Raw genomic sequence first — 12637 nt, forward strand, 5'->3', positions numbered from 1 at the left:
GCAATGAAACGCACTGACGACGTGTTGCTCGTGATCGACGTGCAGTACGACTTCATGCCGGGCGGCGCACTCGCGGTGCCGGACGGCGACGCGGTCGTGCCGGTGATCAACGCGCTCGCGCAACGCTTCGACCAGGTCGTGCTGACGCAGGACTGGCACCCGCGCGAACACGTGTCGTTCGCGGCGAACCATCCCGGCCGCGAGCCGTTTTCCACGCTCGCGCTGCCGTACGGCGAGCAGGTGCTGTGGCCCGTGCACTGCGTGCAGGACACCGAGGGCGCGGCGCTGCATCGCGACCTCGACATTCCGCACGCGCGGCTCGTGATCCGCAAGGGCGACGACGCCCAGGTCGACAGCTATTCCGCGTTCGTCGAAGCCGATCGCACGACGCGCACGGGGCTCGCCGGCTATCTGCGCGAGCTCGGCGCGAAGCGCGTGTGGTGCTGCGGGCTCGCGACCGACTATTGCGTCGCGTGGTCCGCGCTCGATGCGCGCGCGGCCGGCTTCGAGGCGGCCGTGATCAACGACGCATGCCGTGCGATCGACCTGAACGGGTCGCTCGCGCACGCATGGCAACAGATGCAGGCGGCGGGCGTCGCACATGTGACGTCCGCGGGCGCGCGCCCGACGGCGTAGCGCATTCCTATCCGACGCAGAACATCAAGCAGGACCGAAGGAGACTCGCATGACCGAAGCCGTAATCGTATCGACCGCACGCACGCCGCTCGCGAAATCGTGGCGCGGAGCATTCAACATGACGCACGGCGCGACGCTCGGCGGCCACGTGGTCGCGGCCGCGCTCGAACGCGCGAAGCTGGACCCCGCGCGCATCGAGGACGTGATCATGGGCTGCGCGAACCCCGAAGGCGCGACCGGCGCGAACATCGCGCGGCAGATCGCGCTGCGCGCCGGGCTGCCGGTGAGCGTGCCGGGGATGACGGTGAACCGTTTCTGCTCGTCCGGGCTGCAGACCATCGCGCTCGCCGCACAGCGGATCATCGCGGGCGAGGGCGACGTGTATGTCGCGGGCGGCGTCGAATCGATCTCGTGCGTGCAGAACGAGATGAACCGGCACATGATCCAGGAGGGCTGGCTCGTCGAGCACAAGCCGGAGATCTACTGGAACATGCTCCAGACGGCCGAGAACGTCGCAAAGCGCTACGGGATCGCGAAGGAGCGGCAGGACGAGTACGGCGTGCGCTCGCAACTGCGCGCCGCGGCCGCGCAGGAAGCCGGGCGCTTCAACGACGAGATCGTGCCGATCACCGTGCGGGCAGGCATCGCCGACAAGGCGACGGGCCGGCTGTTCACGCAGGACGTGACGGTGTCGGCCGACGAGGGCATCCGGCCCGACACGACGCTCGAGGGCGTAGCGAAGATCCGTTCGGCCGTGCCGGGCGGCGTGATCACCGCGGGCAACGCGAGCCAGTTCTCGGACGGCGCGTCGGCGTGCGTGGTGATGAACGCGGATGTCGCACAGCGCGAGGGGCTGCAGCCGCTCGGCGTGTTCCGCGGTTTCGCGGTCGCCGGTTGCGAGCCGGACGAGATGGGCATCGGCCCGGTGTTCGCGGTGCCGAAGCTGCTGAAGCAGGCGGGGCTGAAGGTCGACGACATCGGCCTGTGGGAGCTCAACGAAGCGTTCGCGGTGCAAGTGCTGTACTGCCGCGACACGCTCGGGATTCCTGACGAGCGCCTGAACGTGAACGGCGGCGCGATCGCGGTCGGCCATCCGTACGGCGTGTCGGGTGCGCGCCTGACCGGCCATGCGCTGATCGAAGGCAAGCGGCGCGGCGTGAAATACGTGGTCGTCACGATGTGCATCGGCGGCGGGCAGGGGGCTGCCGGCCTGTTCGAAATCGTCTGATATTTGTGCGCGGGCGGGGCGGCCGCGGCTTTCGGGGGACCGAAGCTGCGGCCGCAATGCGAATCGGCGAAATCCGTGGGCGATTCGTAAGGGAAAGGAAGCAAACGCCATGCATTCGATGCTGCCGTTTCCCCTTACTTGTCAAACGATTTGCCGCACCTATACTTGCTCTGACATTTGCCTTTCGGCGGGATGGGCCAACGCGTGCGTCGTACCGGCGCACGTAACGCGTTTCCGGTAGCCGGCGAAGACGATGCATCGCGCGTTTCCGGCACCGTGGGCGTTCGAACCACGCAGCAGACCGAAACGGGGACCAAATTGAGCACGACCTATGCAGCCGGGGAACCGCCGCGCGTCGTCAGCGCGGCCGCGAGGCTCTACGCGAAATGCCTGCTGGTCGGTTTTGCATTGCTGCCGGCCTATCTGATTGCCTATCTGTGGTTCTTCAGCGACCCGCACGTCGTGTTCGAGAACCACGCATTCCATGAAATCGCGATCGCGGCCGCGACCCTCGAAGGTGCGTTCGTCACCTACGTGACGTGGGTGTGCTACCGATCGTCCGGCGAGCCGCTGCTGCGCTGGCTGACGCTCGGCTTTCTCGGCTTCGCGATGATCTACGCGCTGCACGGTCTGTTCACCGGGATGGCGCACCACAACATCTGGCTGTTCCTGCTGTACGGGCCCGCCTCGCGCCTCGTGATGTCGATCCTGCTGCTCACGGGCCTGCTGTCGTATTCGCAGCCGCCCGATCGGGTGGAGAAGCGTACGCGCGCGCGCACGTGGCTGCCGTGGGTCGGGTTGTTCGTGACCATCAACGTGGCGGTTGCGTACATCGCCTATTCGCCGGTCGCCGGCGCGCCGGGTACGCGGCTGTCGATGGAAGGCGGCGCGCTGGTGTTTTCGCTGCTGAACGTCGGCGTGCTGCTCGCGCGGCGCATCCGCTCGCCGCTGATGGTGATCTACGGCGTGTCGATCATGGCGTTCGCGCTGTCGTCGCTCGCGTTCATCCTCGGCAAGCCGTGGAATCACATGTGGTGGCTCGCGCATGCCATCTTCGCGGGCGGGTTCTTCCTGCTCAGCTACGGCGTCGTGCAGGCGCTGCAGACGACGCGCTCGTTCTCGGCGATCTACAGCCAGGAAGACCTGATGAGCCGGCTGTCGGAATCGATGGCGCGCACCGAGAGTGCGTTGCAGGAACTGCGCCGCACGAACCAGAAGCTCGAATACATGGCCGCGACCGATCCGATGACGGGCGCGTCCAACCGTCGCCAGTTCATCGCGCAAGTCGAGCGCGAGATCGTGCGCGCGGAACGCGACGGCACGCCGTTTTGCCTGCTCGCGCTCGATCTCGACAACTTCAAGAACATCAACGATGCATACGGGCACCAGATCGGCGACGAGGTGCTGCGCGGCGTCGTGCGCCAGTGTCTCGAGGCGATACGTCCGGCCGGTGCGCTCGCGCGAGTCGGCGGCGAGGAGTTCATGGCGCTGTTGCCCGAGATGCCGCTCGAGGGCGCGCGCATGACGGCCGAGCGCGTGCGTTCGTCGATCGCGAGTTCGCCGTTCGGGCTGGATTTCAAGCGCGTGCAGGTGACGGTCAGCGTCGGCGTCGCGCAGTATGGGGTCGACGGCGGGACGGTCGATGCGTTGTTGCGCGCGGTCGATGAACGCTTGTATCAGGCGAAGCGGGACGGGCGCAATCGCGTGGTCGCGCACTGACGGACGAGCGGGCATCCGGCGGCGTGGTGGGCGCGGATGCAGCGCAATGGCGGCGCGATGCGATGTCCGCGCGGTTTGCGTCCGGCCTGAATGAAGCCCCGTACGCGAATATGCGTGCGGGGCTTTCGTTTCATTGGCGCATCGTCTGGCGAGCCGCGATGGCCGCCGCCTGCTGTGGCTGCACATCCTTCATCCGCTCCATCGCCTGCCACCAGTACTTGCCGGTCCGCAGTTGCGGATCACGAATCGCGAGATACGTCGTACTCCACAGCTGCGCCGCATTGGCCTCGGTCGCGTCCGCGCTGCGCGTGCCGAACGCGTCGGTCTGATACCGGCCGTTCACGTACGACCACGTCCACATCTCCGACGTGCGCATGTCGCGCCCGTTCGAGATCACTTGCCAGATCGTCTGCCGTGCCTGCGTCAGCAGCGCGCGCGTCGTGTCCGACAGATCCTGGCGCGCGAGTTGCCGATCGAGCCCGGCGACCCACATCGCCTGCTGCCACGACCAGATCACGGTGCCGTGATACGCGGAACTCGTGAACTTCGGCCACAGTTCCTGGCTCGCATACGCGGGATTCGCGATCACCATCCCGACATCGGTGACGAGCCCGGTCGGGAAGGGCCGCGTGACGTCGGCGACGATGCGCTGGAGTTCGTCGTCCGGCGGCGTGCCGAACAGCAGCGCGAAGCCGCCGTCGGAATTCATCACCGGAACCGGCGTGCCCTGCTGGTCGAGCGACAACGCGTAGAACGTGAGCGGCGCGCCCGGCGCGGTGCCGGCCGGTACGCCGGCCGACGGCGCATACGCCGACACGTCGGTCGTCGCCTGTGCGGCCGGCACGCTCACCTGGAACAGCGGTGGCGCTTGCTGTTCCCACGTGGCCGCTTCGGCCGCCGTGTTCGCGAGTGCCGCGCGTTGCCCGGCGTCCAGGTACGGATCGAGCAGGCCGCGCGTGAGGAACGCGTTCGCCGCGCGCAGCGCGGCCGGCACGAGCACCGCGTTCACGTCGTACGGATAGACGCCGCCGCCGAGCCCGTCGGTGCTGTCGCGCCAGTTGCCGACGATCTCGCCGGGCCGCAGGTGGATCAGGTTCGCAACCGACGGCTGCTGCGCGAACGGCTGCGCGGTCGCCGCGACGTGCAGCAGGTTGACGACGAGCCGGCTGCCATTGGTGTGACCGTCGCCGCCGCGCTGCGCGAGATAGGCGGCCGCGCGCGCCTGGCCGCGCGTGTCGTCGATCAGCCACGCCGCCGCGATCGGCGCGAGCAGGTAGTCGCTGTCGATCATCTTGTAGTCGTAGGTCGGCGTCGCATCGTTCGGCCGGCCGTGCTTCGTGTTGTCGACCAGTGCGAATTCGCCGATGCCTTCCTCGTGCGCGACCTTGCCGTCGTTCGACAGGCGGTTCAGTACCGACGTCAGGCCGGCCTCGATCGCCGCCGGTTCGAGCACCGGCATCAGCATGCGCACCGAAATCAGCGTGTCGCGGCCGAAATAGGTGTCGTACTGCCACGAGCCGGCCAGCAGCTTGTCGTGGAAGCTCAGGAATTCGAGCACGTTCTGGCTGACCGGGTCCGGATTCGCGGACGGGGCGAGCAGGTCGGCGCGCGTGATCGGCGACATCGGCGTCTCACCCGACAGCGCGTCGACATGCAGCTTCAGCGTGCGCGTACCGGCCGCCGCGCGCAGCACCAGCTTGCCGTCCGCGGCCGTCGCGATGCTGCCGCCGTCACGCAGCGTGATGCGCAGTGCGTAGCCGGGGGCGCCGTCGAGCCGGTCGCGCTGCCATTGCGCGGCGCTGCCCTGGATCGTCGGGGCGGTGACGATCTCCGGCGGGATCGTTGCGCCGCCGTTGAAGTCGCGCAGGAAGCGCACGTTGCTGAGCACGCCCTGGCGGATCGTCAGCGTGTCGGTGTCGACCGACACGTCGGCGCCGATGCCGTACAGCGGGCGGCCGTGCGGGTCGGGTGCCGACAGTGCGGACGGTGGCGTGTCGAGGCTCCAGTTCACCGGCTGCGCAGTGTCGTCGAACCACAGCCCGGTGCCGCTGTTGCCGGCCGGAAACACGACAAGCAGGCGCGGCTTCGTCGACGAGCGCACCAGCAGATGGGCGGCGACCTTGTCCTGTCGGTAGAAAGCGTTGATCTGCCCGCCGGCGTCCATGCGGAACGACAGTGCAGCGCTGGAAGAGGGCGGCGTGTCGTTCGAATGGACGTCGTCGTCGTTGCAGGCGGCCAGCAGGCCGGCGCAGACGAATCCCAGACACAGCGATTTCGTGAAGCGATGCACGTTCATGACGACCCTCCTGACGACTGCGATTTTTTTATCGAAATGCCCGGATGAGCGGACGGCTCGATCCGCTTCGTTCTGCGTCGCAGGCATTCTGAAAATGCCCGGATTAATCGTGATGTGATGCTTGCGGGGCGAATTGAACCGTTTCTTAATCGGGGGGCGATAAAGGCTGAATATGGAAAACGATAGCCCACACCACCCGTTACGAAACGGGTGAAGTCGATGGAGAGCGCTTTCGGCAGGCGAAGGATGAGGCTCTGCCGGTGCTGGAAAAATCAGATGAAAGATGTTGTAGGGGATTCTAGATTTTCATGAAAGCCAAAGTCAATCAGGTTCGATCAATTTCGATGTGTTTTATTTGATTTTCGTAATTATTACCCGGTGAGCCGGTAAAAGATGCAATTCCGTCGAAATGAATAATGAATCTGGATAACGACCGGTCGATTGATCCGAAATGGCGCTTCAAATCGAAGATTAATCGGCAATGCTGGAACGCATGGCGACTGCAGTGTCGTCCGTCATGACCGTTGTGCGAAGGGATCGGTGGCGGGCGCGGCAATGGCCGATTCGAAGAATCGCGAAGCACAGGTCGTGAAAGTTGCTTTGATGGCCAGGCGTAGCCGCGCCTTTGACGGGTAACCACGAAGTTCGCGTTACCACGAGTTGTTGCACATTAGCGATTGCGGCTTCGCGCGCTGGCCCGTCTTGGGGCCGGGCAAATCACCATACGATAGAGGGCACCTGACGACGGCTTTGCGCGCGGCGTGCCATGCAAGCGCCTTCGATCGGTGGTATTCGCGTGATCTCGTGCGGTATCACAAGAGCATCCACCGTTCATTTCGTTATGTGGGGCGACATGCGACTAGCTGATTTCATCGTGCGGAACATGGAGTCGATCCTGGTGCAGTGGGAAGCGTTTGCCGCCACGCTGTTACCAGCCGCAAGGGGCATGGACTCGTTCGCGCTACGCGACCATTCACGGCAGATCCTGGAGGCCGTGGCCAAGGACATCGGCACCCCGCAAACGCGGGACGAGCAACACGAAAAATCGCTCGGGCGCGCGCCCGAGCCGGTGAACGCCACGGAAACCGCCGCGCAGACGCATGCCGTGCTGCGCGCCCGACGAGGTTTCAACATCAATCAGCTGGCGGCCGAGTATCGGGCGCTGCGTGCGAGTGTGCTGCGCCTGTGGATCGACGAGTGCCAGCCGGGGCTGCCTCACATGGACGACATGATTCGTTTCAACGAGGCGATCGATCAGGCGCTCGCGGAATCAGTCGCTTTCTTTACCGAGCAGGTCGAGCAGGCTCGCAACTTGTTGTTGGGCATGCTGGGTCACGACATGCGCACGCCGCTGCAGACCATTCAGATCACGGCGACTTATCTGGCGGCGCTCAATGCGGGAGAGGAAGTATCGGAGGCCGCGGCCCGGCTGATCAGAAGCGGGGGGCGCATGCAAGGGCTCCTTGACGATCTCTGCGATTTCAATCGAACCCAGCTCGGGCTGGGCATCAACGTTGTTCCGCGCAATGTCGATCTCGCACGTGTGCTCGCCAATGTGGTCGACGAACTGCGGGCGGCTCATCCGGATCGGGAAATCGAGGTCGACGTAAGCGGCGACCTCCGGGGGGACTGGGACGATCAGCGCATGCAGCAATTGCTGAGTAATTTGGTGAGCAACGCGATCAAGTATGGCGCGTCCAAAACGCCGGTACGGGTGACGGCGGTATCGGCTGACAAGGAAGTGCTCATCGAGGTTGGGAATAGAGGGCCGGCGATGGACCGACTCACGCTTGAGCGCATTTTCGACCCCCTTCAGCGCGGAGCCGACCAATCGGCAAGTGCGAGTGACGATGTCGGGTTGGGGCTCGGCTTGTACATCGCCAGCGAAATCGCCAAGGCACATCACGGCCGTATTGACGCGCGGTCCGATCCGACGGAAACAGTATTCGAGGTGCGCCTGCCAAGAGGCGCGTGAACCGTGGTTCGCGATGGCGGCCAGCCATGGGGGCTTACAACCGGAATGCGGAGGGCGATTCGCCGATCGCGAGTACGATCCCCTTTCCGGCAATCCCGTATCGATACCGCCAGCGCTTCTAGCCAGATGGGTGCATCTCAAGATGCCGTCCATTCGCGCCGGTGAGTTTGGTACGCTTGTTGCCTGCTTTCGCTAGCGGATCGTGACATCCGCAAGTGGCACGGTGAAAAAGCGGGTATCGTGGTTGGCGTCTTGAACTCGTCCCGGCTTGGATACCCGCTTTTTTCCCGGCCGGACGCGATTTCGACGAACGCGAGCGAACGATGAACGGGCTGTGTAACGCCCGGCTGACAAGGGTTCTGGGCGAACCGCCGAACCAACACGAACAGGAGCAACGGAAGTGATCAGACATATCGTCATGTGGAAGCTGAAGGAATCGGCCGAAGGCGGCACGCGCGCGCAGAACGCGCTGAAGCTGAAGGAAAAGCTCGAAGGCTGCCGCGACCTCGTGCCGGGCATCCTGCAACTCGACGTCGGCATCGCGACGCCGGGCCTCGAAGCGACGTCCGACGTCGTGCTCGTGTCCGATTTCACGGACCAGGCCGCGCTCGATGCGTATCAGGTGCACCCGGTTCACCAGGAAGTGAAGAAGTTCATCGTGGCGGTGGCCGAATCGCGCCAGTGCGTCGACTACCTGTCCGACAGCGCACGATGAGCGACGCGACATCCCCGGCGGACGGTCCGTCGATCGAAAGCCCGTTCGTCGACCTGCTCGGCGTGCGGCTCGTGTCCGCGAAGGATGGTGCGAGCGAGATCGTGCTGCCGCTCGACGAGCGGCACATGAACACGTGGAGCATCGCGCACGGCGGCGTGACGATGACGCTGTCTGACATCGCGCTCGCGATGGCCGCGCGCAGCCTGACCGACGACGGCGTCGGCGTCGTCACGGTCGAGATGAAGGTGAACTTCATGCAGCCCGGGCGCGGCGAGTTGCGCGCATACGGACGCGTGATGCATCGTTCGACGACGATGGCGTATTGCGAAGGCGAAGTGCGCGACAGCGACGGCAACTTCGTCGCGAAGGCGCTCGGCACGTTCAAGTACATGCGGCGGCTCGCGGTGGGCCGCGACATCAAGCGGCAACGCACCCGCACCGCGCCGGATGCGCAGCCCGGCCCGAGTGACGCGTAAGCGCCCTCGACGAACGGCCCTGCCTTTTCACCGGCAGGGCCGTTTTGCGTGGCGGCCCGGCACCGCGCGGCGTGGCATCATGTGACGCTTGTCCGCTCACGGCGCCGCCCGCGCCGTCCTCACCGATGCCGCTGAATCCGAAGATTGCCCAGGTGCTCGACATGGTCGAGCGCGCGAAACGTCCGTCCTATCACCACCAGACGGCGCAGCAGGCGCGCGCCGCGTACGAGAAGAGCGCGCCGATCCTCGACGTCGCGCCGGCGCCGATGCATTCGGTCGAGGCCTGCGTCGTGCCGACGCGCGACGGCCGCTCGATCGGCGCGCGGCTGTACCTTCCGGTCGAGCCGAGCCTCGCCGAACCGCTGCCGGCGCTCGTCTATTACCACGGCGGCGGCTTCACGGTCGGCAGCGTCGATACGCACGACGCGCTGTGCCGGATGTTCGCGCGCGACGCGCAATGCGCGGTGCTGTCGGTCGACTACCGGCTTGCGCCCGAACACCGGTTCCCGACCGCGGTGAACGACGCCGACGACGCATTGCGCTGGCTGCATCGCGAGGCCGCCGCATTCGGCATCGATGCGACGCGGCTCGCGGTCGGCGGCGACAGCGCGGGCGGCACGCTCGCGACGGTCTGCGCGGTGCTCGCGCGCGACGCGGGCATCGGGCTTGCGCTGCAACTGCTGATCTATCCGGGCGTGACGGGGCACCAGGACACCGAATCCCACGGACGGCTCGCGAACGGCTACCTGCTGACGCAGGACACGATCCAGTGGTTCTTCACGCAATACTTGCGCGATCGGTCCGACCGCGACGACTGGCGCTTCGCGCCGCTCGACGGCACGCGCGACGCGCCGTCGTTCGCCGGTGTCGCGCCGGCCTGGATCGCGACGGCCGAATACGATCCGCTGAGCGACGAGGGCGCCGCGTACGCGGACAAGCTGCGCGCGGCCGGCAATACGGTTACGCTGGTCTGCTATCCGGGGATGATCCACGAGTTCTTCAAGATGGGCGGCTACGTGCCGGAGGTGCGGGCCGCGCATGCCGACGCGGTGGCGGCGCTCAGGGCCGCATTCGACGACGTTTGACGGCGGCGGCGCCCGGCGCCGCGCGGAGGAAGCGATGACCGACGGCTGGGTGGAAACGGGCGACTGGGCCGTGCTGGGTGGCGATGCCGCACGGATTCGCGATGCGGTGTTCGTGCGCGAGCAGCGGATTCCGCCGGAATGGGAACTGGACGACGAGGATCCGCTGTCGTTGCACGCGGTTGCCTACCGGGTCGATGCGGCGACCGGCTCACGCCGCGCGGTCGCGACGGGACGGTTGCTGCGCACCGGCACGATCGGCCGCGTCGCGGTGCTGGCCGACGCGCGCGGGCAGGGCGCCGGATCGGCCGTGCTGCATGCGTTGCTGGACGCGGCGCGGCATCGCGGCGAGCCGGTCGTGCGGCTTTACGCGCAGGATGCCGCGGTGTCGTTCTACGTGCGGCACGGCTTCGCGGCGATCGGCGAGCCGTTCGTCGAAATCGGCGTGCCGCACGTCGAGATGGCGCGCGCGCCGTAGCGCCGCCCGCGCCGCCCCCGCCGCTGGCTCAGCGCGGCGGCGTCGCGTCGATGTCGAACGTGAACGCGCGCTCGAAACTGCCCGGGCGAACGGTGCGGTGCGAGCCGTCGTCGTCGCAGCGTTCCTTGATGTCGACCGTCAAGCGCACGCCTTCCTTCATCGTCACGCGCAGCGCGGTCGTGCCGCGCGTGCCGTATTCGGGTGTCTCGATGAACGCGGCCGACAGCGCACGCTCGCGCTCGATCGGAATGCCGGTGTGCGGCAGCGCGTCGTCGTCCGCGACATGCGGATCGCGCATCAGCTCGATCAGCTCGTCGAGCGACGGGGCTGGGTTGTCGGTCAGCAGCGTGCCGAGTTCCGCGCGCTTGCGCACGACTTTCGGCCAGGGCGTATCGAGCCGGGCATTCGACAGCGCATGCACGCCGGCGGCGATCGCGACCGGCGCGGCGACGCGGGTTTCGCCTTCGGCCGCGCGGTTGCAGAACCACGCGAGCTCGCGCCGCTTCCAGTCGCCGACCAGCAGGTTGAAGCCGTTGTACACGGCCGCGTGCTCGGCCAGCTCGCCGAGATAGTCGAGCGGCGCGACGGACGGGCCGCGGAGGAAATCGGACACGAGCTTGCCGCGGGTCGGCGCGCCCGCGCGAATGTCGAACGGCGCGCGGTAATTGGTCAGCGCCGCGAAGCGGCCGTCGCGCGATACGCCGAGCCACGTGCCGCCCGCTTCGAGATCGCGGCCGGCCAGCACGCCCGGCACATCCTCCCACCACGAAAGCGGCGCACTCGTACGGCGAAAGAATTCATCGCGGTTGGCGGTCAGGGTAAAGACGGGACCGGCGGCGGCATCGGGCTGCCAGTCGAAGGCAATCAGACACATCGGGGGAATCTCTCGCAGGAAACATCGGGCGCCGGCTGCATCGTGCGAGCCGGCGTGCGACCGGGTTGTCAGTGCGTCACGCTTCCGTCGGCCACGCGTACGGCAGCGCGTCGAACGCGAGTGCCGGACCGTCGGCCGAACCGAGGTGCACGGTGCCGCTGTCGAGCGCGGCCAGCTTGATCTCGACCAGCGCGTCGACGCCGCCCGCGGGCGCGGCCGCCGCGTTGACGATCATCCCGCACGGCTGGCCCGGGTCGTCGCTGTGGAACAGCTCGACGCCGGCATGCACGGTGTCGGTCTCGCCGGCGACGTGCGCGAGCGCGGTACGGCGCTTGATCGTGCCGCGGTACTGGCTGCGCGCGACGATTTCCTGGCCCGGGTAGCACCCCTTCCTGAAGTTAACGGCGCCGATCACGTCGAAGTTGACCATTTGCGGCACGAACTGTTCGACGGCCGGCTGCGTGATGCGCGGCTCGCCCGCGCGCACGTCGAGCCAGTCCCATACGGCCGGCGACACGACCGGCAGCGTGTCGGCGAGCGCGGCGAGACGCGCGTCGACTTCCGCGCGCGGCCCGATCCACAGGTAGCGCTTGCGGCCGGCCGCGTCCGGGACGCGGATCAGCGCCCCGGCCGGGCCGTCGACCTTCACGTGCACGCCGTCCGGCAGCGCGTCGAAGATGCCCGACAGCGCTTCGCGCACGTCGCCCGCGAAGCCGACCACCGCGAGCGTGTCGCTCGCGTCCGTCAGTTTCGCCTTCGCGCGCAGCACGAACATCGACAGCCGTTTCTGCACGGCGGCCTGGACGTCCTTCGAGACCAGCAGGCGCACGCCGTGACCGGCGCGCCAGGCGAGGAACGACGCGAGCAGGCGGCCCTTCGGCGAGCAATAGCCGGACAGGCGCGCGCTCGCGGCATCGAGATGCTCGATGTCGTTGGTGAGCTGGGTGTGCAGGAACGTCGCGGCGTCGTCGCCGGCCACGTCGATCACGCCGAACTGCGCAAGCGGCATGCAGGCGCCCGGCGCGTCGAAATCGGCGGTGGACGGGCGGGGGAAAACGGGGAGCGAGACGGGTGCGGGCTGGGCAGCCGGTGAAGCGAATGGTGTGCTCATGGAATGAGGGAACAGTCAACCCTGACTTTGACGGAGGCGAGCAAGTA

The 12637-nt window shown here is 67.0% G+C and carries 11 protein-coding genes; 8 read left to right on the forward strand and 3 right to left on the reverse strand.

Annotated elements, in window-relative coordinates:
* Positions 1 to 3: 3 nt before the first annotated feature.
* From pncA to DIE17_RS09895, 3 genes are all read left to right on the forward strand, one after another.
* The gene (pncA, locus tag DIE17_RS09885; RefSeq protein WP_124920791.1) at positions 4 to 636 is read left to right on the forward strand and encodes a bifunctional nicotinamidase/pyrazinamidase; all 633 of its coding nucleotides are present in this window, start codon (positions 4 to 6) and stop codon (positions 634 to 636) included.
* Positions 637 to 685: 49 nt separating this feature from the next.
* Entirely contained in the window at positions 686 to 1864 is a 1179-nt protein-coding gene (locus DIE17_RS09890) for an acetyl-CoA C-acyltransferase (RefSeq protein ID WP_124520084.1), read from the forward strand.
* Between the two features lie 318 nt (positions 1865 to 2182).
* The gene (locus DIE17_RS09895; RefSeq protein ID WP_124486247.1) at positions 2183 to 3583 is read left to right on the forward strand and encodes a sensor domain-containing diguanylate cyclase; all 1401 of its coding nucleotides are present in this window, start codon (positions 2183 to 2185) and stop codon (positions 3581 to 3583) included.
* 130 nt (positions 3584 to 3713) lie between these two features.
* Here the strand turns inward: DIE17_RS09895 and DIE17_RS09900 are convergent, their stop codons facing one another.
* On the reverse strand, positions 3714 to 5873 hold the full coding sequence (locus tag DIE17_RS09900) for a hypothetical protein (RefSeq protein ID WP_124520231.1): 2160 nt from the start codon (positions 5871 to 5873) through the stop codon (positions 3714 to 3716).
* An 859-nt stretch (positions 5874 to 6732) separates the two neighbouring features.
* Between DIE17_RS09900 and DIE17_RS09905 the strand changes: the two genes are divergently transcribed.
* From DIE17_RS09905 to DIE17_RS09925, 5 genes are all read left to right on the forward strand, one after another.
* A complete protein-coding gene (locus DIE17_RS09905; RefSeq protein ID WP_124520232.1) occupies positions 6733 to 7854 on the forward strand; it encodes a sensor histidine kinase in 1122 nt (373 codons plus the stop codon).
* A 400-nt stretch (positions 7855 to 8254) separates the two neighbouring features.
* Complete coding sequence (locus tag DIE17_RS09910) at positions 8255 to 8569, forward strand: Dabb family protein (RefSeq protein WP_121858954.1); 315 nt, start codon at positions 8255 to 8257, stop codon at positions 8567 to 8569.
* On the forward strand, positions 8566 to 9045 hold the full coding sequence (locus DIE17_RS09915) for a PaaI family thioesterase (protein WP_124520185.1): 480 nt from the start codon (positions 8566 to 8568) through the stop codon (positions 9043 to 9045). The genes DIE17_RS09910 and DIE17_RS09915 overlap by 4 nt, the downstream gene beginning before the upstream one ends.
* A gap of 125 nt (positions 9046 to 9170) precedes the next feature.
* A complete protein-coding gene (locus DIE17_RS09920; RefSeq protein WP_044843656.1) occupies positions 9171 to 10130 on the forward strand; it encodes an alpha/beta hydrolase in 960 nt (319 codons plus the stop codon).
* A 34-nt stretch (positions 10131 to 10164) separates the two neighbouring features.
* Positions 10165 to 10605: a GNAT family N-acetyltransferase gene (locus DIE17_RS09925; protein ID WP_124520187.1), complete on the forward strand. Its 441-nt coding sequence runs from the start codon at positions 10165 to 10167 to the stop codon at positions 10603 to 10605.
* Between the two features lie 28 nt (positions 10606 to 10633).
* On the opposite strand, the gene DIE17_RS09930 is transcribed toward DIE17_RS09925, so the two are convergent.
* Together DIE17_RS09930 and DIE17_RS09935 are read right to left on the reverse strand one after the other, a co-directional pair.
* Positions 10634 to 11479, reverse strand: a complete 846-nt coding sequence (locus tag DIE17_RS09930; RefSeq protein WP_124520189.1) for an NRDE family protein — start codon at positions 11477 to 11479, stop codon at positions 10634 to 10636.
* 76 nt (positions 11480 to 11555) lie between these two features.
* Positions 11556 to 12590, reverse strand: a complete 1035-nt coding sequence (locus tag DIE17_RS09935; protein ID WP_124520191.1) for a folate-binding protein YgfZ — start codon at positions 12588 to 12590, stop codon at positions 11556 to 11558.
* Between the last annotated feature and the right edge of the window lie 47 nt (positions 12591 to 12637).

Origin of the sequence: Burkholderia sp. Bp9099, from assembly GCF_003857805.1 — a bacterium.
In the GTDB taxonomy this organism is placed as follows: domain Bacteria; phylum Pseudomonadota; class Gammaproteobacteria; order Burkholderiales; family Burkholderiaceae; genus Burkholderia.